The following is a 24,562-nucleotide window of genomic DNA, read 5'->3' on the forward strand; positions in this document are numbered from 1 at the left end:
AGCGCAATCAGGTTGAAGCGTGGACCCTATTTTCGGCCGTAGCAGGAACGGATCGATCTGCCGGCATACGACATCGGCTCATGGGTGGAACAAGTGGTCGTGGGTGGAGAGTCTGGATACCATGCCCGGGTAAACTTTGTAGAACGTTAATCTGTTTAACTTCTATACCGACAAGGAAAGGGAGCTGTACAAATACAGATTCCCTTACCCTCGGAGAGATTGATGCATTGATGATATAAAATACAGCTATGGAAACAATAAAGATCACGATTCAAACGGTAGTGAATGCCGACACGGTGAGAGTATGGGATTATTATAATCAACCGGAACATATCACGAAGTGGAATTTTGCCGACCCGCTATGGCATTGTCCCACGGCGACCAACGACCTTCGCGTAGGAGGAAGGTACAGCGCGAGAATGGAAGCGAAAGACGGAAGCTTTGGCTTTGACTTTAATGCGCTTTACACCGAGGTAACGGAATACGAGAAAATTGCCTACATGCTTGACGATGGAAGAAACGTGGAGATCACGTTTGATAGTGAAAATGGCAGCACATTGGTGATCATAACCTTCGACGCGGAGGATCAAAATTCTGTCGAGTTCCAAAAGCAGGGATGGCAGGCTATACTGGATAATTTTAAAAAATACGTGGAGCGATGAGAATGGCATATTTGATCCCGAACTCCCCGTAATTCATGGAAAATGCCGTCGGTTTCTCTTTATTGAACTCTTCAAGGGCGTTTACTTACCGAACAAAAGGGTATATTTGTCGGTGTGTTGTCAAATGCAGGAACGATGGATGTCGATATAGATAAACTGATTGAGGAGTGTGTTTTTACCGCTGTCAGAAGCAGCGGAAGCGGAGGCCAGAACGTGAACAAGGTAGCGTCGAAGGTGCTGTTGTCGTTCAATGTGAACATGTCGGGCGTGCTTGATGATGACCAGAAGCAACTGATTCTTGAAAAATTGGCGAATCGTGTTAACAAAAATGGAGTACTGCAGATTAGTAGCGAATCGGAGCGTAGCCAGTGGAAGAACAAGAAAGTCGTGACAGCCAGGTTCTTCCAACTTGTTATGTACGCCCTGGCTTCGAAAAAAAAGCGGGTTGCTACCAAACCCACTTTTACATCCATTCAAACACGATTGGAGGAAAAGAGACGGAAATCAGATAAAAAACGGCTTCGATCCCGGGATTTTGACTTTTGATTGGCATACAATTTGCAGGAGTATCGATATAAGTTTTATTTATAATTAAGCATTAAACATGAGTTTTTTAGATATTGCAAAGAGCCGGTACACGACAAAAAAGTATGATTCCTCCCTAAAAATAGATAACGCAACGATCGAAAAATTAAAAGAGATTCTGCGTTTGAGCCCCTCATCCATCAATAGCCAGCCTTGGAAGTTCACCTTTATTTTCGATACAGAAACGAAAAAAGAACTGGCAAAGGTCTCCTACAACAACGGGAGCAAAGTGAACGATGCCAGCCACGTGGTGGTTTTTAGCGTAGTGGAGGACGTGAAGGATTTCGAAGAGAAGAACCTGTCCCTTTTACCGGAAAAGGCCGGCTTGTATTACAACCGGGTACTAAAATCCAGGAACGAGGCAGAGATTAAAACGTGGCTGGCGTGTCAGGTATATCTTTCCCTCGGTTTCTTTTTAAGTGCTTGCGCGAGCATGGAGATCGACTCGACTCCCATGGAGGGGATTCAAAGTGAAGAATACGACCGGATTTTGCAACAGGACGGGTACAAAACGCTGTTCGCAGTGGCCATCGGCTACAGGGACAAAGAGGATGCAAACCAACCTTCGTTGACACCTAAGCTCCGCCTGGATCCGGAAAACGTGATCCGGTCAATTTAAGGCAGTATCCAAAAAGTGACCCGGGAGTCCGGTTATGTACACCAAAATCCCTCGGGAGATTATGCATCCGACGGATTCTCTGAGAATCCGTTTAATTACTTCTATCCGACACTCAATAAGCATAACAACAATTTCTATGTGGCAAATACCAATCAAAGAAGAAACGGTAACCTCAACGCTACTTTCATGATGCGTATGACCGAAGTATGTCTGATTGAGGCGGAAGCTGACATTAACGTAAATGGTGAAAGCGATGCGACTCAGTATATTAACAAAAGTACGTGCCCAGGCTGGCGCATAACCTTTAAGCGGAGAAGTTACGTTGCGTACGGTGTTGGATGAAAGAGGATGTGAATTATGCGGTGAATATTTCAGGCATTATAACCTGAAATGAGCAGGTATGTTTGAGGATAATAGCTATTTATAGAGTACGCATCCCGATTTGACTGTATTTTTTAAACCCGAATATGCTTTACGTTTCATACCTACTGCATTTATCCAGGCATTGGAAGGTGGTGGAAATTATTATCAGAATCCCTGGTATTAAGTAACGTCTACCGAAAATAGCAAGATTTATATAATTAAAACTGAGGGTACCCAGGTTGGTATCCTCAACTATTTGTCCCCTATCTGATTCCTTAAGGTTGAAATTTTATATTCTTACCAGATGATGGTTAAATAAAATTTCTTGTAATTAATTATGTTAAAATTGAAGAACATTAAGTACATAACTACAAAGTATGAAGTCTATTTTTTAAGATGTCTAACTTTATGTTATTAATTGAAATGCTATGATTATGTTAAAGAATGTATCTTTAGTTTGGTATCAGCACGTAAAACTTTCGATGGGCAAAATCTTGGTTATTAGTATTGTTTTCTTTATGCTTGGAATGATCAATCCCTCTTTGTTATTAGCGAACAGTATTTCTGATCATTTATCTGAAAGTTTAGGAATAAAGCAGATTTTTCAGGTGAGAGGAAATATTGTGGATGAGACTGGAGAGCCCTTGATCGGTGTTTCCATACTTCTGGAAGGAACTTCAACCGGAACAGTATCAGATATTGACGGAAATTTCATGATGCAGCTCCCTTCTTCAGGTGTTTTACAGATAACGTATGTGGGTTATAAAACGCAGCGAATATCTGTGAATCAGAGTAATGATAATCTGAAAATTGTCATGGAACCGGAGGTCAGCACCTTGGATGAAGTGGTCGCAATTGGTTACGGCACTACAAGAAAACGGGATCTGACGGGAGCCGTTTCATCAGTAAAGACGTCGGATATTGTGCAAATCCCAACATCCAATGCCATGGATGCTATTCAGGGAAGAGTGGCAGGAATGGATATAACCCGGTCGAGTGGAAGTGCAGGGTCAGGGGTGAATATTACCATACGGGGAACCAAAACCTTGGGATATACGGATATCTATGGGAATAAGACAAGAAATACCGAACCGCTTTTCATCATAGACGGTGTGCAGGGAGGATCCTATGCAGATCTGAATCCCAATGACATAGAAAGTATCGATGTGTTGAAGGATGCTTCTTCCACGGCGATATATGGGTCGTTAGGTGCCAATGGGGTTGTAATTATTACCACGAAAAGAGGAAAGGAAAATAAAGTCAGTTTGAAGTACGATGGCTATTATGGTGTCAACGGGTTTGTCGATTATCCGACACCTCGGATCGGTGAGTCGTATCTGGATGTGAGAAGAGAAGCGTATAGGGCGGTTGGACAGTGGGAGTCCCAGGCGGATGATTTCAAAATATTTTCGAACGAAGAATGGAATGCCATACAAAACAACCAGTGGGTGAACTGGATCGACGAACTGGTACGCCAGGGAAGGCAGCAGAGCCATAACGTGACGGTTTCATCCAATAACGATAAATTGAGCTCTTACCTTTCATTAGGTTATTACAATGAAGAGGGTATCTTTAAAAAAGATGATTTTACCCGATACACGTTGCGGGTAAATCTTGATTATGAAGTAAGAAAATGGTTGAATATAGGAGTCAATTCACAATTGACTTATTTTGATCAGAACAGGGTTCCAAGCAACATGCTAATCCAGGCGATGACCTATATTCCGTTGGGTACTCCGTATGACCAAAATGGGGAAATAAATCTGTTCCCGGTATCGGGTGACGCACAGAGATTGTCGCCGTTGGCCAATTATGCCTCAGATAATAAGGCCATTGATAATACAATTGCTCTGAGGTCGTTTAATACAGCTTATCTGGTTCTCAGGCCTATTGAGCAATTAAGTTGGAGGTCTAATCTTTCCACATCTGTAAACTCACACAGAAGAGGTATATATAACGGTCAATATTCCACCAACCAATATGGTGGAAGTTACATAAACCAGGCTCAGGTGAATAAAGATCTGTTCAGGAACTATACATGGGACAATATAATCACCTATTCCGAAAATATTGGGAACCACTATCTGGAGGCAACCGGAATTTCCACATGGATCAAAAATATGGATGAAAGCTATTCATCAAGTGGAAATAATCAATTGCTGGATTCCTATCTGTTTTACTCCCTGGGTGCTACAGATCCTGCCAGCCGGTTGATTTATTCAAATTACATACAATCCCAGACATTTGGTCTGGCAATGCGTCTTTCGTACAATTATCTGGGTAAATATTATATTACGGCTACCGGTAGATGGGATGGTTCTTCCACACTTGCACCAGGGCATCAGTGGGATTTCTTTCCCTCTGTTTCGGGTGCATGGCGCATAAATGATGAACCTTTTATGGCATTCTCCTCAGATTGGTTAAGCAATTTAAAGTTAAGGGCCAGTTATGGAACATCAGGAAATGCTGGTGCTCCACCTTATGCCACACAGGGAGGAAGTGTGTCTGCCAATACACGGTTTGGGTTTAATGATATTCCTGTTTTAGCGTATCAGTTCGGTTATCTGGTAGGTAATCCTTCACTTGGATGGGAAAAATCAACTTCCACGAATCTCGGTTTTGATATCGGGCTATTGAATAACAGGATCGATATTAACCTCGATTTGTATAATATTGATACGGATAATATATTGATGGCCAGAAGTCTACCGCCATCCACGGGCGCAGGAGGGTCCAGCTCGGCACAATTCTCCACCTATCAGAATATCGGGAAGACCAATAATAAAGGAATAGAAATTACAATGAACACGGTAAATATAAACAGAAGGTCTCTGAAATGGAACTCAACGCTTACATTTACTTCCAATAAAGAAAAGATCGTCTCCTTGATTACCGGCGAAAATATCATACAAGGACAAAATCCGGAGATCGGATCTTTGCTGATAGGCAGACCAATAGATTCCTTCTACTCATATAAGCTGGATGGTATCTGGCAATTGGGGGAAGAAGCGGAAATGGCAAAATATAAATTGAACGGAGCGGAAAATGCTTTTACTCCAGGCAGCCTGAAAGTGGTGGATAGCGATGGGAATTTCAATATCACCACTGCCGATCGACAGTATCTGGGGAGCAGATCTCCCAAGTTCACTATCGGACTGAATAATTCTGTTAATTATAAAGGCTTTGACTTGGGAGTATCTATGCTGTTGAGATGGGGACAAATGATCGATGCCCAATTCTTAGGGAGGTTTGATCCTTCGGGTATTTCCAATAGCCCTGATTACCTGGATTACTGGACGCCGGAGAATTCTTCAAATGATTTTCCGAGACCAAAAAAAGACGGTAGGCTATATGATAACTTTGGATACATGTCTCTGAATTATATTGATGGATCATATTTTAAGGTGAAAAATTTTAATTTTGGGTACACAATCCCTGTGGCATTATCGGACAGGATGGGGATTGATAAGTTACGATTCTATGTTACAGCTTCTAATCTATTGACTGTAGCCAGAAGTCATTTGATAAAGAATTATGATCCTGAACGTGGTGGATCCGAGGATATGCCATTGACAAAACAAGTTGTATTTGGTGTTAATTTTAATTTTTAATAGAATGATCATTATGAACACGAAATTTCAGTATAAAATAGTATCTCTGATAATCGCGCTCTCCTTCTTTGGAGCGTGTAGTTTGGAAGAATATAATCCATCGGGCTCAACAGCCTCTATCGTATTCAGTACAGAAGAAGGTATGAACGCATTGGTGAATTCGGCCTATTATAATTTCGGTGCACAATTTTACGGAAGGGAAGATGTGATGTTCCTGTTTGAAGGAGGAACCGACTTATGGTATATGGGTGCCAGGGGAACGTATGCGGAACAACTGTTGGTGTATACTGAAAGATTGGATGCTACTACCGGACAAATAAAAAATACATGGCAACGTTTATACGAAATCGTGAATTATGCCAATGCCGGAATAAACAGGATTGATAATGTGAGATATACAGATGATAATGTGAAACTGGCGAAAGAAGGCGAGTTGCGATTTGTACGAGCTTACGCCTATTGGATGATTGCCGAAACCTTCGGTGGAGTGACCTTAAGGACCACTGAGACAACAGGTGTTCCTCTGACAGCCAAGAGAAGTCCTTTAAAAGATTTCTATGATCTGATCATCAGTGATCTGGAAAGAGCGGTACAAATATTACCGTATAATCAGGATCAGGTAGGGAGAGCCGATAAAAAAGCGGCGTATGGAATGCTTGCTAGAACGGCATTGACTCGAGCCTCTTATTTGGAATACTTTGAAAACAATAGAGCCGAAGCGAATCTATTCTATCAGAAAGCATTGGATGCAGCCAATGAGTTGATCAATAATCAAGGACAGTACGGGTGCCGTCTTTACGATACTTATGATGAGGTTTTCGCTCCGTCGAACAATAAGAACAATGCCGAGGCTTTGTGGGTAATAACCCATTCGACCAATTCCGCCCTGAATCCGCAACCGAAAAATGCCAACCGATTGTTCCGATGGTATCTGGCAAAGTATACCGGACTTTGTGGGATGCCCTCTTTAGAGGTGACGGAATATGGAAGAGATGGGGCAAGCAGATTGATGCCTACCAAATTCTTGTTGGATATTTTCGATGAAGATATCGATGCAAGGTATTATGGTTCTTTCAGGGAAGCATTTAATCTTCCTTTGACTACCCAGTCTTACAGTTGGACGACAACCGATATTGCGCGGTTTGAGAAATCTTTTTCTCCCGGTTCTGTGGTCATTCAACCGGGTGACACCGCATTGTTTTATACCAAAAAAGTCATCACGGATAAAGATTCTAGGTCGTACGGAGTGAAAGATATCAACGATACATACAATTTTGACGGGACAATTTCGACCAACGCAAACAATAATCCCTATTATCCGTCACTCAAAAAATTCAGGGATCCCGACAGAAATCCTGGATCGGATGCAGGGACTAAAAATGTGGTTGTCATGCGTCTGGCAGAGATGTATCTGATTGCGGCTGAGGCAAGCTATAAATTAAATAAGACCTCTCCCGATGCTGCATATTATATAAACGTTTTAAGAACGAGAGCTGCAGTAAAAACCCCTGTAGATCATACATCGCAAATGCAGGTGTCGATCTCCGATATCGATCTTGACTTTTTGCTGGATGAGAGAGCTCGGGAACTTGCCGGAGAACATCTGCGTTGGCCGGATTTAAAAAGAACTAAGCAGTTGGAGAACAGATTGGGACAGGGAAAACAGAATCCGGATATTACTGCTTTTAATCCCGAAAAACATTACCTGCGCCCGATTCCGCAGGCTGAACTGGATGTGCTGGAAAATGCGGAGGAATATGGTCAGAATCCGGGTTATTGATGAGTACAATGCCATCTAGAGAACCGTTATAAGGATATGCAGTAACGGTAAATACAGACAATGAAATAAAATACTTTAAGGATTATTGTGAATTCTTCGTATAAATACACATTCATGTAATGGGAAAAAAAAAGTTTCTATTCCCTTTGGGGTTGTTTTGCTTTGCTTTATCGGGAATGGCGCAACAAAAAGGATTGCTGAACACAGTGAACAGCCAACATGTAGTAATGAACAATGTGGATATGGATGCCGTGGCATGGACCGATGGTTTCTGGGCCGACCGGTTCGGAGTCTATAAAGATACGATGATCCTGAACATGTGGAACACACTGAATGATCCGGATGTATCGCATTCGTTCAGAAACTTCGAGATTGCCGCCGGCAAAGAGGAAGGTAGCCATCAGGGGCCTCCTTTTCACGATGGCGATTTCTACAAATGGTTTGAGGGGGTGGCATCGGTGTACGCGATGACAAAAGATCCCAAACTGGATGCACTGATGGATCGCATTATTGCGACACTGGTTCAAGTACAGCGCGCCGACGGATATATTCATACTCCGGTGAATATCGAAGAGAGAAAACAAACAAACAGAGAAACCGCATTTGATAACCGGCTCAATTTTGAGACCTACAACCTGGGGCATCTGATGACGGCGGCATGTGTGCATTACCGGGCGACCGGCAAGCGCTCCATGCTGGATATAGCGGTAAAGGCTACCGATTTTCTGCAAAATTTCTATGAAACAGATTCGGTGGAGCTGGCCGGCAACGCGATCTGTCCCTCTCACTACATGGGCGTGGTGGAAATGTACCGGACGACGGGCAACAGCGACTATCTAAAGCTGGCGGAGGGACTGCTCAACATACGGGATCTGGTGGAGAATGGCACGGATGACAATCAGGACCGGATTCCCTTCCGGGAGCAAACAAAGGCGATGGGCCATGCGGTGAGGGCGAATTATCTCTATGCCGGGGTTGCCGACGTCTATGCAGAGACGGGTGAGGCACTTCTGAAGGATAACCTGGAGTCGATCTGGCACGACATCGTGCACCGGAAGATGTATATCACGGGAGCCTGCGGCGCACTCTACGATGGCACCTCGCCCGATGGCACAAGTTATGAGCCCGACTCGGTACAGAAGGTGCATCAGGCCTACGGCAGGGCTTTTCAGCTGCCAAACAGCACGGCGCACAACGAGACCTGCGCGAACATAGGCAATGCGCTGTTTAACTGGCGAATGTTGAAGATTACCGGCGAAGAGAAATATGCAGATATTGTGGAGACAACCCTTTATAACAGCGTGCTTTCTGGCGTTAGCCTCGATGGCAACCGCTTTTTCTATACCAACCCCTTGCGCGTGTCGGAAGATTTCCCCTATACCATGCGCTGGTCTAAAGAGCGGGAGGAGTACATCAAACTTTGCAACTGCTGTCCGCCCAATACGGTAAGGACTCTGTGTGAGGTGCACAACTACCTCTATTCGGTATCCGAAAGCGCATTGTGGTTCCATACATACGGCGGAAACAAGTTGAATACAACCTTGCCGGACGGAACATCGATCACCCTTTCACAGGTTTCTGACTATCCGGCGGATGGAAAGGTTAAGTTTACTGTAGAGCGGATTGCAGGCGATAATGATATTTCATTCTTTCTGCGGATTCCGCAGTGGAGTGGCAACGTGCAACTGAAGGTGAACGGCAAGCCGGTGAAGACGGACCTGGCAAAAGGTACGTACGCCGGAGTAAAACGAGCATGGAGAGCGGGAGACGTGATCGAGCTGGATTTGGATATGCAAACCCTGCTGATGGAAGCAAACCCCTTGGCAGAGGAGATCAGGAACCAGGTTGCCGTGAAGAGGGGCCCGCTGGTGTATTGTCTGGAGTCGATTGATGTAGCCGGAGCATACGACATGGATGATATACTGATTCCTGCAGATATCGAACTTACGCCCCGTGAGATGATGATTGACGGCAGCCCGGTAGTCTGTCTTGAGGGAAAGGCCGAATTACTCTCCCACGGACAGTCGTGGAAGAATCAGCTATACCGGCCGGTAACCAAGGAGAAGCAAAAGGTGGATATCCGGTTAATTCCCTATTACGCATGGGGCAACAGAGGTAAAACAGAAATGACGGTCTGGATGCCGTTATCAAGATAAAAGGAGGTGATGAATGAAAAGATTGGGTATAACGATTCTGATCAGTTGTTTTTTTTCCGGACTCTTTGCCATGGAAATATGGATATCGCCTGATGGCAGCGACCGGAATAAAGGTTCGGTGGAGTATCCGCTCCAGACGCTACAGGAAGCCCTGCAACGGGCCCGTGAAATGCGCAGGGTAGAAATGCCCGGGATAGAGGATGGAATAAATATCATCCTGAAAGAGGGTACATACTATGTGTATGAACCGATTCGTCTACGTCCCGAAGATAGCGGAACCGCCGAATCACCCACAACCATCTCCGCAGATGAGGGAGCGAAGGTGACGATCAGCGGAGGTATGCTGGTCGGTGGATGGAAGCAGTCCGGCCAATATTGGGTGGCAGATGTGCCCGATTATAACGGTCGCCCTTTGGACTTTCGTCAACTCTGGGTAAACGGCAGGAAAGCGATACGTGCCAGAGATGTGGCCGATTTTGAGAATATGAGCCGGATACGGCAGAATGATGTGGAGAATCAAATTCTTTGGGTGCCTGCTAAGGCTGTGGAGGCCGTGCTCGATGCTCCTTACGCGGAGATGGTGCTGCATCAGATGTGGTGCATCTCCAACCTTCGGATCAAATCGATTGAGGTGAGCGGTGATTCTGCAGCCGTACGGTTCCATCATCCGGAGAGCAGGCTGCAGTTTGTCCGTCCCTGGCCCAGTCCGATGACGACCTCCGGTAGTGAGTCTGCATTTTACCTGACCAACGCGATGGCATTACTCGATGAGCCGGGTGAATGGTTTCATGATTTCAGGGAACAGAAATTGTACTATATGCCGCGTGAAGACGAAGATATCAACAACCTGAATGCGGTTGTGCCTGCAATTGAAACGCTGGTGTCGATAGTGGGTACGCTTGATCGCCCTGTAGAAAATATTCAGTTCAGAAATATTCAGTTCAGCCATACTACCTGGATGCGCCCCACTGAAAAAGGGCATGTCCCGTTGCAGGCGGGGATGTACCTGACGGAAGCGTATCGGATTCATCCCAAAATGAAAAGGGAGGGTAACCACGATCTGGACAACCAGGGGTGGCTTGGGCGGCCTGCAGCTGCCGTCACGCTGTCGGGAACGAAAAATATTGATTTCGATCGATGTCTTTTCACGCATCTGGCCTCTACGGGGTTAGACTATGGGCTGGGCAACAGCGGAGGAAAAGTGGAGGGCTCTCTCTTCAAGGATATCGGCGGAAACGGCATGGTGATCGGCAGCTTCTCCCCATCGGCACACGAAACGCACTATCCCTATAACCCGTGGGATCAGAGAGAGGTCTGCACTCATCAGCAAATTGTGAACAATCTTTTCGAGGATGTGACAAACGAAGATTGGGGTTGCGTAGCCATTGCAGCAGGGTATGTAAACAATATTCTTATTGCGCACAACGAAATCAGGGAAGTGTCCTACACCGGAATAAGCCTGGGATGGGGGTGGAACAGCAATCCGGGAGTCATGCGGGACAATACCGTTCATGCCAATCATATCCATCATTACGCGAAACATATGTTTGATGTGGCCGGGATATACACCCTGGGAAATCAGCCGGGAACGCTTGTTTCAGAAAACTACATTCACGATATATATAGCCCGGGCTACGTGCACATCCCTTCTCACTGGTTTTACCTCTATACGGATGAAGGATCTTCATTCATAACCGTGAAGGACAACTGGACAGAAGGGGAAAAGTTCCTTCAGAATGCCAATGGTCCGGGAAATGTATGGGAAAATAACGGGCCGATGGTAAATGACAGTGTGAAAGTAAATGCGGGCCCAATAAAAGAATTTCATTATTTATTCGAATGATATGCAAAACATCGCTATCCTTGGACTGGGAGAAGGCAGAAGTGCCATCTCGGCCGTACTCACAAGCAGCAGGTTGAATCTGGTGAATATCTGTGACAGAAATGAAGATCTTTGCATTCAACGTGCAGAGGAATTTAATCTCCGGACTTACACCACCGATTACGAAGAGCTGCTTGATAATCCCGATATTGATATCATCGCTATTTATACCCCCGACAACCTTCATGCAACCCACGTAAAACAGGCACTGGCAAAAGGGAAACATGTGGTCTGCACGAAGCCATTCATCCATGATCTGTCACTTGCAAAGGAGTTGACGGAACTGGCAGAGACGCAGCAACGAAAAGTCTTTGTCGGCCAGAGTTCCCGTTTCTTTGAACCGATGAAGCGGCAGCGGGCAGACTTCGAGGAGGGTGTCATTGGTGATTTAATCACAATAGAAGCATACTATCATGCCGATCACCATTGGTTCCTGAGTAAGGAGTGGTCGTTAAGATCCGACTTCAAATGGCTTTATGGCGGGTTGAGCCACCCTGTGGATTTTATCCGGTGGTATATGCCGGACATTGAGGAGGTGGTGGGCTTTGGGATGATCAGCCCGAACGGAATAGAAGCCGGCCTGAAGAATGAAGACACCATGCATTTTATTTTTCGTGCCAGGGATGGAAGGGTTGCTCGGGTAAGCGGGGTCTATACTTCTCCCACGCAGCCACCGACGCGTGACAGCAGGATGAGTTGCATCCTCAGGGGTACCTACGGGGCAAGCCAGGCGGATTATCACGAGTTACGCTACGCGGTAACCACCCGCAGCGGTGAAGAGAAAATGATAACCTGGGGAGACCACTATAAAAACTACTATTTCCGGTTCGAAGGGCAGAGTCATCATGCCGGTGAGTATCAGAACTATCTGGAGTATTTTGCGGACAGCATAGAGCAGGGTTTTACTGCTTATCCCGATATCAGGGAGGGAGTGGGCACCGTTGCCCTGCTTCATGCCATGGATCGTTCACTTCAATCAGGAAAAATAATCAAGGTCTACGACATCCTGCAGGAGCAAAATCTGAATATATAAACCCTTCTCATATGACTAAAATTATCTGTTTTTCAAAGGTATCATATGAAACTCGCTTTAATCACCTCCTTGTGTGATACTAATTTTAATACTCATTTCATTATGCATAAAATAATTTCAATCGTTAAAAACAAATTTCTGCTGATCACGGGAATGATGATGATCTCTCAACTGCTTATGCAAGCAGCAACTCCCGCCACCTGGATCTGGTATCCGGGGGACTATGAGATTTGGCTGGGGAACAAGATGAATAACCGCCGCACCGAAAGGGGGGCTTTTTTCCCACCCTTCTGGAAGATAGACAGTCACTACGTGGTGGTGGAATTCAGCAAGGAACTGGATCTGTCGGAACCGGAAGAGATTGAAATAAATGTGGAGGGAACCTACAACATCAAGCTGGATGGGAAGCTGCAGTTCGGAATGCCTGACAAGTTTCTGCTGCCCGCAGGAAAACATCAGCTCAACATCAAAGTATGGAATCAGGCTACTCCCCCGGCAATTTTTGTGAATGGCAGAACCGTAAAATCGGATGATTCGTGGAGAGTGACTTTCGAAGACAAAGAGTGGATCGATGAAAGCGGGAAGGCCAGTGACACCTCAGCCACCACCTATTACAGGGCAGGATCGGGCAGTTTTAATTCGATCGATGCGCTGCCCTCGGCATACAGGCTTGCAGTAACACCGCTCGGGGCCGACCGGAAAGAGGGGGTGAACGGGGGGGAGCTGTACGATTTCGGAAAGGAGACGATTGGATTTCTGCAGTTTGAAAAACTGAGTGGTAGCGGAACGATGCAGATCTATTACGGTGAAAGCCGCGAGGAGGCACTGGATAAGGCATATTGCGAAACACTGGACAGATTATTCATCAGCGATGGCAGGGTCAGGGATGAATCGGCAGGGCTTATATACGGCCTCACGGATACGTTTACCCTGGTAAACAGCAAGGCATTCCGGTATGTCTATATCACAAAAGATGAAGGGGTGAAGTACAACGGCGTAAGCATGCTGTATGAGTATAAGCCGGAGGCCTACCGGGGCTCTTTTCGGAGCAGCGACGAGGAGCTGAATAAGATATGGGATGTGAGTGCCTATACGATGCATCTCACAACACGGGAGTTTTTTATAGACGGTATAAAGCGGGACCGATGGGTGTGGAGCGGCGACGCCTACCAGAGTTATCTGATGAATTACTACATCTTTTTTGATTCACAGACCGTTAAAAACAGCATCTGGCTTTTGGGCGGGAAGGATCCGGTAACCAGCCATATCAACACGATTATGGATTATACCTTCTACTGGTTTATGTCTATCTACGACTATTATCTGTTTTCGGGCGACAAGCAATTTATCTCACAGATATATCCCCGCATGCAGTCCTTGATGGAATACGTGCTGGGGCGCACCAACAACAACGGAATGGTGGAGGGGCTTGCCGGCGACTGGGTGTTTGTGGACTGGGCAGACGGCTACATGGAAAAACAGGGGGAACTCTCTTTTGAACAGGTGCTCTTCTGCCGGAGTCTGGAGACGATGTCGCTTTGTGCCGGACTGAACGGCAACGAGGAGGAACGGGCGAAATATGACAGACTGGCAAACGAACTCAGGAAGAAGCTGATACCTGCTTTTTGGAATGAGGAGCGGCAGGCATTGGTTCACAGCCGTTTGAACAATGTTCAGCAGACGGCGATAACCCGCTATGCCAACATGTTTGCGGTATTTTATGATTACCTGACTCCTGCGCAGAAACAATCGGTCAAGAAATCGGTGCTGTTAAACGATTCCATCATGAAAATCACGACTCCCTACATGCGTTTCTACGAACTGGAAGCTTTGTGTGAACTGAGGGAGCACGATCTGGTGATGCAGGAGATGAAAGATTACTGGGGCGGAATGATCCGAGAGGGGGCTACCTCTTTCTGGGAAAAATATAACCCCGAAGATCGGGGCACAGAACACCTTGCCATGTATGGCCGGCCTTATGGGAAAAGCCTTTGCCACTCCTGGGGAGCCAGCCCCATCTATCTGCTCGGTAAATATTATCTGGGTATTCAGCCCGTGAAAGCAGGATATAGTGAGTTTTCCCTCAAACCGCATCTGGGAGGATTGAAGTGGATGGAGGGATCGGTGCCTACTCCCGGAGGAGAAATAAAAATCAGGATGGATCAGAAACACATCAGCGTGAAGGCATCAGAAGGAGCCGGTTATCTTTTTTTCAGCAGTAAAAATCTTCCAAAAACGACAGGAGGGAAGATTGAAAAAATAGACGGAAGTGATTATAGGCTTTGGATTGAAGCGGGTGAAGAGGTCGTCGTGTCCTATGCATTTTGAGTACAGAAAGGAGTTCTTTCCGTCCTGCTTAATAACGATAAGAATGCCCAATATAAGAAGCTGAAAAAAAGATGAAATTAAGAGTATTGTTTATGCTGGCCGCGCTGCTCTGCCTGGCATCATGCAAAAAAGAGAGTGTGGTGATCCGTGTTACACCACATGCGTCGGAAAGAGTATTGTTTGGATCTGAACGGTTGAAAAACAGCCTGGAAGGATTAAAATATAAAGTAGTTATTGAGGAGAGTACTTCTGCAAATCCCGGGGATGATAGCGGGAAGACCTTCTGGATTCTGGAAAAAGGAGATTCACTTGCTTCCGCCATTGCAGGACAGTTGGGGTTCTCGCTGCCGGAGAGTTTAGGCAATGAGGGCTTTTACATGGATACCGATAATAATCACACGCTGGTGTATGGCAAAGATGCGTCGGGAGCCCTTTATGGATGTTACGAGCTTTCGGATAGAATCAGGGAGGGACAACCTCTGCCGGTAAAGTTGTCGGATGCACCGGAGATGGTGATGCGGGGCGCCTGCATCGGAGTTCAGAAACCTTATTATCTTCCGGGGAGGACGGTGTATGAATATCCCTATACCCCGGAAACGTTTCCCTGGTTCTACGACAAAGAATTGTGGATTGAGTACCTCGATATGCTTGTCGAGAACAGGATGAACTCCCTCTATTTGTGGAACGGACATCCGTTTGCTTCGCTGGTGAAGCTGGACGACTATCCGTTCGCAGTGGAGGTGGATGAGGAGACATTCAGAAAGAACGAGGAAATCTTCTCCTTTCTGACCGAAGAGGCGGATAAGCGGGGAATCTATGTGATACAAATGTTTTATAATATACTGGTGTCAAAGCCATTTGCGGAGCACTACGGGATTCAGACACAGGACCGAAACAGACCCATCACGCCGTTGATCGCGGACTATACACAAAAGTCGATTGCCGCTTTCGTTGAGAAGTATCCCAATGTGGGCTTGTTGGTCTGTCTGGGTGAAGCAATGGCTACCTACGAGGATGATGTGGAGTGGTTTACAAAGACGGTCATCCCGGGGGTCAGGGATGGACTGAAAGCTTCGGGCCGTATCGATGAACCGCCTATTATTGTCCGTGCACACGATACGGATGCGAAAATGGTGATGGACGAAGCGCTTCCCATATACAGAAACCTGTACACCATGCACAAATACAACGGGGAGTCTCTTACAACCTATGAACCCCGCGGGCCCTGGTCAAAAATTCATCAGGACCTCAGTTCACTCGGGTCGGTTCATATCGACAATGTGCATATTCTGGCCAACCTGGAGCCTTTCAGGTATGGCTCCCCCGACTTTATTCAGAAATCGGTTCAGGCAATGCACGAGGTACATGGAGCAAACGGACTGCATGTGTATCCGCAGGCGTCCTATTGGGACTGGCCTTATACAGCCGATAAGCTGCCCGGAGGGGAACGCCTGAAGCAGACGGACAGGGACTGGATCTGGTATAAGGCGTGGGGCCGTTATGCATGGAAAGCCAATCGGGAAAGGAGCCAGGAGATATCTTACTGGAGCAGTCAGCTTGACAGCTACTATGGCGCCGGAGATGAATCGGCCAATATTTTGGAAGCGTATGAGCAGATCGGTGAAATATCACCCAAGTTGCTAAGAAGGTTTGGCATCACCGAGGGAAACAGGCAGACCTTGTTGCTGGGAATGTTTATGAGTCAGCTGGTCAACCCCTACAAGTACAAAATATATCCCGGCTTTTATGAGTCGTGCGGGCCCGAAGGAGAAAAGCTGATTGAGTATGTTGAGAGAAAATGGAAAAACATACCGCACACGGGCGAGTTGCCGCTGCAGATTGTGGATGAGGTTGTGAAGCATGGCGATCTGGCCGTTGCTGCCATCGACAAGGCAGAGAAACGTGTTACCAGGAACAGGGACGAGTTCTTGCGTCTGCAGAATGATGTATACGCTTACAGGGAGTTTGCCTGGTTCTTTCACGCCAAGGTGAACGCTGCAGTGAAGGTACTTGACTATCAGTACAGCAAAGATATTGCATCTCTGGAGGAGGCCCTGCCACTGCTGGAGGAGAGCCTGGAACATTACAGAAGGCTGGTGGAACTGACAGAAGATACCTATTATTACGCCAACAGCATGCAGACAGCACAAAGGAGGATACCCATCGGAGGCGATGATGGTAAAAATAAAACCTGGGCAGAGCTGCTGCCTCATTATGAACAGGAGCTGCATAATTTCAGGGAGAACATTCAATTGCTGAAGTCCGACAGGCAGGAGAAGAGCGATGCGCAAGTAGTGCCACTGATCCCTGCAGAGGTGAAAATTATCAGCCCAAAAACGGAACAGGTAATCTTAACAAAGGGACAAAGGCTACAAGCAAGAGGTGAGTCAGTGATTGAAGAGATAGCGCCTGAGCTACAGCATATGAAAGCATTCAGACTGGATGCAGCTTCTCAAAGAGAAAACGGAACAACCCTGGAATTTGAAACAGCCGATTCTGTGAAGTTGCTGATAGGATACTTCAGGGATGATCAGAGGGCGTATGCAAAAGCACCTACGCTGGAAACCGACGCTTCTGCCAATCTGTATGGCCAGGCCGATCCCGTTCTGTTGAACGCGGTTCAGCTATCGGGTATGCCGGCATTGAATGTCCACACCTATTCCTTTTCTCCCGGCAGGCACACCCTGAATCTTGGAAACGGTGTGCTGCTGATGCTGGGCTTTACCACGTCGGAGGTCTCCCCCAGAAATGCAGGGCTCACAGATGATGATTCAAGCGAAACCGTAGACTGGCTCTTTTATTAATTGACTACGCTATGACAAACACTGCTTTTTTTAGCACGCTCATCGGGTCTGTCTTTATGATTGTATCGGTTCTTCTTTTTGAGGGATGCAGCTCCGCTGCCCCGCAAGACTATGCCGTCATAGAGATTGTGGCTCCCGCAGAGGTGATGTCTGAAGAAAATATGATAGAATTTGGCGAAGCGTATAACATTGAGAAGGGCAGCATCTATAACTGGAAGGATCACTGGGTTTTATATATTGATGAAGGCAGGGTGGAAGAGATTGAGAGCAGGCTCAAAGAGCGCTTCCCCCGACAGGAGATAAAGGTTTTCAGAACGCCCTTTTACCATTTTAACCGTGAAGAGGATTGCGGCGAAAAGTTTGTAACGGAACAGGAACCTATCATTATGACCGCAAACCTGGTAGAGAATGAAGCCCTCCAGCATGATTATATGGAGTACCATCGTTCACAACGGAAGGAGTGGCCCGAGGTGTTGCAAGGATTCTGCAATGCCGGTTTTCAGCATGTAATGGTTTACAGAAACGGGCGGCAACTTATGCTGGTCATCACCATTCCGGCGGGTGAGCGCCTGGAAGAATTGAACCCGAAGACCGTGGAGCATAATCCGCGTGCCGAAGAGTGGAATTCCATCATGGGCAATTTTCAGGAAGGAATAGAGGATGCTCCCGAAGGAGTGACGTGGATTGAGTTCGCTAAAATTTAAACCGGTCACGTGAAACAACATACACAATGAGACAGACAAATTATCAGCTTTTTGATTTTATGGATTTTAGTCCCTCACTCGATGAGGGGGAACGGTTGTGGCGGGCCTGTACTCCTACTGCAATTGATGAAACAGATGGAGAGGTTTTTATCACGATCCCTTTTCAGCAGCAGCACAACTCCAATGAAATTACTCCGGATCTGTCTGTTCCGACGAAAGAGTACAGGCTGCGCATAAAATCCTACGGACCTAAAATCCTGCGCTTGTCGCTTACGTTCGGCGGAGATGTAATGGAGGATTCAGAGATGCTTTCTCTTGCCGATGAACTGACGGAAAAGAATCCTCTTTCCTTCGAAAAAAAAGAACTGGAATGGATTGTGAGAGATCACGGGGGGAATAAAAAAGCAGCAATCAGTTTCGCAAAACCGCAAACCGACTGGTGGAGTGATCTGGTTCCGGCCCCTGCCGATACGGTCAGCATTAGTTTCTTCCCCGATGGAGCGAAGGAGATTTCTTTTTCTGATTATGACATGTTTTCTCCTGCCAGACACGATGCCTTTGCGCTGGCCTGCGTGGAACGCCACGGAGAGCAGCAGAGGGCTTCCTGCTCCTTTAAGTCGAAACCGGATGAGTGTTTTTATGGTACGGGAGAGCGGTTTACAAAAATTGATCTCTCCGGAAAAACATTCCAGATGAGAAATCAGGACGGACAGGGAGTGAATAACCGCCGCTGCTATAAAAATATCCCTTTCTATCTGTCCTCGGAGAATTATGGGGTGTTTCTGCATACTACCTCGTTTGCTAAGTTTTCACTCGGCGATCACTCTTCGCGTTCCGTTCAGATCCTGGCCGATGAGCCGCTGATCGATCTCTTTTTGATTGGAGGTGAGAACCCTGAAGAGATTTTACGCGGATACCGCGGCCTAACCGGATTTCCCTCGATGCCACCTCTGTGGAGCTTCGGTATCTGGATGAGCCGCATGTCCTATTTTTCTGCAGATGAAGTAAATGAGATCTGCAACAGGCTGAGAGAAGAGGATTATCCCTGTGATGTAATACATCTGGATACCGGTTGGTTCAAAACGGACTGGCTGTGTGAATGGAAATTCAACGAAGAGCGCTTCCCCAACCCGGAACAGTTTATCTCTGATCTCAAAAAAAGAGGCTTCAGAGTCAGCCTGTGGCAGCTGCCTTATATTTCACGCGATGCGGAGCAGTATGAAGAGTCTGTAGAAAACAACTATATAAGCAGAAGCAACAAAAGCCTCTCCGGTGCCTCTAACTTCAGTGTGGAGGATTATGCAGGAACCATCGATTTTACGTACGATAAAGCGACGGAATGGTATAAAAGTTTGCTGAGAAGGCTGCTGCAGATGGGGGTGGTGTGCATAAAAACTGATTTTGGAGAAAACATACATCTCGATGCAGATTATCACGGGTTGCCGGCAGATAAGCTGATCAACCTTTATCCACTGTTGTACCAGAAAGCAGCCTACGAAGTGACGGAAGAAGTGACGGGGGAGGGCATTATCTGGGCAAGAGCCGGCTGGAGCGGTTGTCAGCGCTACCCACTGCACTGGGGAGGGGATGCGGCTGCTTCCTGGGAAGGCATGTCCGCTTCGCTGAAGGGGGGGCTGCAGCTGGGACTCTCGGGATTTGGCTTCTGGAGCCACGACGTGCCCGGGTTTCACGGTGTTCCCGATTTTATGAACACGGTGCTGCCGGATGATCTCTACATCAGGTGGACGCAATTTGGGGTCTTTACTTCCCATTTCCGTTATCACGGCACATCTAAACGCGAGCCGTGGAGTTATCCTGCCATTGCCCCGCTTATCAGAAAATACTGGGAATTGCGTTATCGGCTGATACCCTATATACTGGAGCAAAGTAAAATTACCACGGAGACCGGAATGCCGGTGTTGCGTGCTCTGCTGCTACATCATCCCCAGGATAAAACATGTCGTCATATAGACGATCAGTATTATTTTGGCGAGCAGATGATGGTTGCTCCGGTCATGAATTCAGAAAACAGGCGTGATATTTACCTGCCGGAAGGGGAGTGGATGCATTTCTTTACCAGGGAGCTGTATAACGGTGATCGCTGGCTCAGAAATGTAGAGGTACCCCTCGATGTCATTCCTGTATTTGTGAGAAAAGGATCAAAAATACCGATGTACCCACACAAGGTATCCTGTACGGATGAAATGGAGCAGGAGAAGGTGGAATTTATCAGTTTCGGATAAAGATGAAGATAAAATGAGGACAACCTGGAAAGCAAATTTTGAAGAATCCAAGCAGCATTACCTGGATTGGTGGAACGGAAAAGGCATCGTCCTTTCTATGTGGGAGCATCTCTTTAAGGATGGCGACCCCTGGGAGGATGTTGTCCGGCCGGCACTGCATAGGGATATGAATCAGTTTTGGTTCGACCCGGAATGGCGCTCCGATTATCTGCACTATACCATGTCGAGAAACTCCTACAAGGCAGATATACTACCGGTGGCCAATACACAGCTCGGCCCGGGTTCACTGGCTTCCATACTTGGCTCTGAACTGGAAGGAAGGGAGGATACGATCTGGATTCATCAGGCGCCCGGTTTTGAGGAGAAAATTATTTTTGATGAAGGCAACCGGTGGTGGAAGTTGCATAAGGAGTTGCTGAAAGCGGTGAAGAAAAAGGCAAATGGCCGGTATATGGTGGGATGTCCCGACCTGATGGAGGGATTGGATGTGCTCTCCAGCCTTAAAGGACCCGATAATGTACTGGTCGATTTGATTATGGAGCCGATGCGGACAATAGAGCAGCTCACGGAAATAAACCGTGTCTATTTTGACGTATTTGATCAGATATACGATATAATCAACGAGGAGGGAGAGATGGCCACTTGCTATTTTTCACTGTGGGCACCCGGGAAGGTGGCAAAACTACAGGTGGATATCTCTATCATGATATCGGAAGAGGATTTCAGGATGTTCTGCCTTCCCTTCTTGAAAGAGCAGACAGAGAAAATAGATTATACGCTATACCATCTCGATGGGGTGGATGCCATTCGCCATCTTGACTCTCTCCTTGAACTGAAGAATTTAAATGCGTTGCAATGGACGCCGGGGTATGGACAACCGCAGGGGGGCGACCCACGATGGTATGACCTGTATGAAAAGGTGCTTGCTGCGGGGAAGTCGGTCATGATAAACTGGGTAACCCTTGATGAACTGGAACCGCTCATCGACCATGTAGGAAATCAGGGGTTGCACATCAACGTGGACTTTAAAACCGAAAAGGAGATCGATCAGGCATTAAAAATAGTAGATCGCTACAGATAAAATGAGTATGGAGACACTGATAGACTTGTCGCAGTTGGATATTGCAGTAATTGTAGCCTACTTTCTGATTCTTGGAATGATAGCATGGTGGTCGAGCTTTGGCAAAAAAAATAAAAGCGAAAGCCTGTTTCTGGCCAATAAGTCGCTGGGATGGTTTGCGATAGGACTCACAATGTGGGGAACCAACGTGGGGCCTTCTATGCTGATTGCCAATGCCAGCAGTGGTTTCGAAAGTGGTATCGTCGCGGGCAACTTCTCATGGTACGCGTTCCCATTTATCATGATGCTGGCTTTTGTCTTTGCTCCACGTTATCTGGGCGCGGGAGTGACCACCTTGCCCGAATATATGGGTAGCCGTTTCGGTGTTACTGTCCAGCGATATATTGCCTGGTACACCATTCTGACCACACTCATTTCGTGGCTCGGGCTGACTCTCTTTTCCGGTGGAATTTTTATGTCGCAGATACTCAGTTTCCCTCTGTGGGCCTGTGTTGTGATTCTCGTAACCATTTCCGCCCTCTTTGTGGTGTCGGGGGGATTGAAAACAATCGCGTATACCAATGTTTTTCAGATGCTGCTGCTGATAGGTGTTTCCTTGCTGCTGGTAGTTCTGGCTACAAACAGGGCAGGGGGGATCGGGGCGGTTTTGCAATCCACGCCCTCTTCCTACTGGAGGTTATTTCAGCCACTGGATGATAAAGATTTTCCCTGGCTGGCAATTTTACTGGGTTACCCCATCATGGGCATCTGGTTCTGGTGTACCGACCAGTCGATGGTACAGTCGGTACTGGGTGCAAAGAGCCTGAAACAGGGCCAGATGGGCGCAAATTTCGTGGCATGGCTTAAACTGATTGATATTCCGTTGTTTATTCTCCCGGGAATCCTTGTATTTATCCTTATCCCTAATCTGGGCAATTCGACGGATGCTTACCTGAGTCTGGTCAAAACAGTGTTCCCTTCCGGAATGATCGGGCTGGTTGTTGTGGTGATGATTGCCGCGTTGATAAGTACGATCGGATCGGCTCTTAACTCGCTGAGCACTGTCTTTACGATGGATATCATCAAGAGAAACAGGCCGGAGATCACACGTCCTGAGATTAAGAAATATGGACGACTGGTGGTCGTGGCCGGTGCCTTCTTGTCTGTCTTTTTAGCTTTGGGAATTTCACGGATACAGGGATTGAGCTTTTTTAATATTTTCCAGTCGATACTTGGATTTCTCGCCCCACCCATGTCTGTGGCCTTCCTTTTTGCCGTATTATGGAGAAGGACATCGGGACGGGGTGTTAAATTGATACTTTCGGCAGGAACGGCGTTCAGCCTGGGCATAGGTGTTTTGTATTATACCAACATACTATTTAACGGAGTACATTATCTCTTTGTTTCTGTTCTGATCTTTGCTGTGCTCGCCCTCTTCCTTTTCGTTTATTCACTGTCGGATAAAAAAGAAGATCCCGCTGTCAGGGTGCTGAATTATAGGCCTGTTAAAGTAACGCGTTCTGTCGGACTTGCATGGTCGCTGCTAATTATTGTCATGATAATGGTCTATATGTTGTTTAATTGATCAAGATATTGTCAGTCCGAGATTTAGATGTTAGTGAAACATGGGAAACTTGAATAAATATTTTTAATCGTATGCACACCCAATTACTTGATAAATTGTTTGAGTCCGTTGAGTTTGGTAAAATAAACCTGGCATCACCCTATCCTCCTGCGATGAAAGGCCTGCCGGGTGCCGATGAGATTACCAAAGAAGCGCTGGAAGCGGGTATTAGCCCGGATGAGATATTGAATGGAGCGCTGATCGCCGCCATGGACAAGGTGGGGAAGAAATTCTCGGAGAAAAAGATCTTTGTACCACAGATGCTATTGTCGGCCAAAGCGATGAGTGTTTCAATGAACCACCTGAAACCTTACTTTGCCGACGGCACAGTGAAGCGAAAAGGAGTATTTATCATCGGTACTGTTTTTGGCGATCTGCACGATATCGGTAAGAACCTGGTGAGCATGATGGTGGAGGGAGCCGGATGGGAAGTGATAGACCTGGGCGTGGATGTGAAAACGGAAACATTTGTCGCAAAAGTAGCAGAATATCCCGGTGCATTGGTCGGTATTTCGGCATTGCTAACCACCACCATGGTTAATATTCAACCGGTTATTGAGGCAATAAAGGCTGTTTCTCCGGACACAAAAATTATTGTGGGCGGCGCTCCTTTGACAGCTGATTTTGCTGCTTCAATAGGTGCCGACGGGTATGGTAAAGATCCGGGAGAGGGGATTGTTTGGCTGGATGCTCAGTTTTAGCACGTTACATTTGAATTATTTGCGTTAAGCCAAATGAGCAAAGTCAAACTTGTTTGTACTTTGCCATGGCGAGCAAATATCTGACTTTAGTGAAAATACATAGTTTTAATCGTATGAAAAAGTGGATAGATTCAGTTTTAGGTGATAAAAAACGTACCGCATTTCCCTTCATCACTCACCCCGGCATCGAGCTTATTGGGGAAAAAGTAAGCAACGCCGTCTCTGATGGCCACGTCCAGTATAAAGCAGTCATGGCTGCTTCTGAGACATTTGATATGCGTGTTTGCTGTACAATGATGGACCTGACCGTGGAGGCGGAAGCGTTTGGCGCCTCAATCAATATGCCGGACGATGAAATACCTACGGTCACAGGAAGGCTTCTAAATGGTGCAGAAGATGTGGAGAGG

At 46.6% G+C, this 24,562-nt stretch carries 15 protein-coding genes and 2 pseudogenes; all 17 read left to right on the top strand.

Annotation, left to right across the window (positions count from 1 at the left end; all coding sequences use genetic code 11):
* The first annotated feature begins 248 nt into the window (after nucleotides 1-248).
* Nucleotides 249-662, top strand: a complete 414-nt coding sequence (locus tag B3Z75_RS06515) for an SRPBCC family protein (RefSeq protein ID WP_294068828.1) — start codon at nucleotides 249-251, stop codon at nucleotides 660-662.
* A gap of 135 nt (nucleotides 663-797) precedes the next feature.
* Entirely contained in the window at nucleotides 798-1,208 is a 411-nt protein-coding gene (arfB, locus tag B3Z75_RS06520) for an alternative ribosome rescue aminoacyl-tRNA hydrolase ArfB (RefSeq protein WP_294068830.1), read from the top strand.
* Between the two features lie 58 nt (nucleotides 1,209-1,266).
* The gene (locus B3Z75_RS06525; RefSeq protein ID WP_294068832.1) at nucleotides 1,267-1,866 is read left to right on the top strand and encodes an NAD(P)H-dependent oxidoreductase; all 600 of its coding nucleotides are present in this window, start codon (nucleotides 1,267-1,269) and stop codon (nucleotides 1,864-1,866) included.
* Between the two features lie 15 nt (nucleotides 1,867-1,881).
* The gene (locus tag B3Z75_RS14260; RefSeq protein ID WP_414702867.1) at nucleotides 1,882-2,208 is read left to right on the top strand and encodes a RagB/SusD family nutrient uptake outer membrane protein; all 327 of its coding nucleotides are present in this window, start codon (nucleotides 1,882-1,884) and stop codon (nucleotides 2,206-2,208) included.
* A 503-nt stretch (nucleotides 2,209-2,711) separates the two neighbouring features.
* Complete coding sequence (locus tag B3Z75_RS06535) at nucleotides 2,712-5,840, top strand: SusC/RagA family TonB-linked outer membrane protein (RefSeq protein ID WP_294068834.1); 3,129 nt, start codon at nucleotides 2,712-2,714, stop codon at nucleotides 5,838-5,840.
* A 13-nt stretch (nucleotides 5,841-5,853) separates the two neighbouring features.
* A complete protein-coding gene (locus B3Z75_RS06540) occupies nucleotides 5,854-7,620 on the top strand; it encodes a RagB/SusD family nutrient uptake outer membrane protein (RefSeq protein ID WP_294068836.1) in 1,767 nt (588 codons plus the stop codon).
* 119 nt (nucleotides 7,621-7,739) lie between these two features.
* Nucleotides 7,740-9,776 carry an aceric acid hydrolase gene (locus tag B3Z75_RS06545; RefSeq protein WP_414702868.1) on the top strand — a complete coding sequence of 679 codons (2,037 nt, stop codon included), beginning with the start codon at nucleotides 7,740-7,742 and terminating at the stop codon, nucleotides 9,774-9,776.
* A 13-nt stretch (nucleotides 9,777-9,789) separates the two neighbouring features.
* The gene (locus B3Z75_RS06550; RefSeq protein WP_294068837.1) at nucleotides 9,790-11,619 is read left to right on the top strand and encodes a right-handed parallel beta-helix repeat-containing protein; all 1,830 of its coding nucleotides are present in this window, start codon (nucleotides 9,790-9,792) and stop codon (nucleotides 11,617-11,619) included.
* 1 nt (nucleotide 11,620) lies between these two features.
* Nucleotides 11,621-12,691 carry a Gfo/Idh/MocA family protein gene (locus B3Z75_RS06555; RefSeq protein ID WP_294068838.1) on the top strand — a complete coding sequence of 357 codons (1,071 nt, stop codon included), beginning with the start codon at nucleotides 11,621-11,623 and terminating at the stop codon, nucleotides 12,689-12,691.
* Nucleotides 12,692-12,793: 102 nt separating this feature from the next.
* Nucleotides 12,794-15,019 carry an alpha-L-rhamnosidase C-terminal domain-containing protein gene (locus B3Z75_RS06560; protein ID WP_414702869.1) on the top strand — a complete coding sequence of 742 codons (2,226 nt, stop codon included), beginning with the start codon at nucleotides 12,794-12,796 and terminating at the stop codon, nucleotides 15,017-15,019.
* A 71-nt stretch (nucleotides 15,020-15,090) separates the two neighbouring features.
* Nucleotides 15,091-17,823, top strand: coding sequence for an alpha-d-galacturonidase (locus B3Z75_RS06565; RefSeq protein ID WP_294068840.1), 2,733 nt, complete (start codon nucleotides 15,091-15,093; stop codon nucleotides 17,821-17,823).
* 11 nt (nucleotides 17,824-17,834) lie between these two features.
* The gene (locus tag B3Z75_RS06570; RefSeq protein ID WP_294068842.1) at nucleotides 17,835-18,527 is read left to right on the top strand and encodes an L-rhamnose mutarotase; all 693 of its coding nucleotides are present in this window, start codon (nucleotides 17,835-17,837) and stop codon (nucleotides 18,525-18,527) included.
* Nucleotides 18,528-18,553: 26 nt separating this feature from the next.
* Complete coding sequence (locus B3Z75_RS06575; protein WP_294068844.1) at nucleotides 18,554-20,770, top strand: alpha-xylosidase; 2,217 nt, start codon at nucleotides 18,554-18,556, stop codon at nucleotides 20,768-20,770.
* A gap of 13 nt (nucleotides 20,771-20,783) precedes the next feature.
* Nucleotides 20,784-21,845: pseudogene (locus B3Z75_RS06580) on the top strand (cobalamin-binding protein); the annotation flags it as partial.
* Nucleotides 21,846-21,858: 13 nt separating this feature from the next.
* Nucleotides 21,859-23,415, top strand: a complete 1,557-nt coding sequence (locus tag B3Z75_RS06585) for a sodium:solute symporter family transporter (RefSeq protein ID WP_294068846.1) — start codon at nucleotides 21,859-21,861, stop codon at nucleotides 23,413-23,415.
* A 71-nt stretch (nucleotides 23,416-23,486) separates the two neighbouring features.
* The gene (locus B3Z75_RS06590; RefSeq protein ID WP_294068848.1) at nucleotides 23,487-24,155 is read left to right on the top strand and encodes a cobalamin B12-binding domain-containing protein; all 669 of its coding nucleotides are present in this window, start codon (nucleotides 23,487-23,489) and stop codon (nucleotides 24,153-24,155) included.
* 113 nt (nucleotides 24,156-24,268) lie between these two features.
* Nucleotides 24,269-24,562, top strand: a pseudogene (locus B3Z75_RS06595) (uroporphyrinogen decarboxylase family protein); the annotation flags it as partial.

Source organism: Proteiniphilum sp. UBA1028 (assembly GCF_002316955.1).
Classification (GTDB): Bacteria; Bacteroidota; Bacteroidia; order Bacteroidales; family Dysgonomonadaceae; genus Proteiniphilum.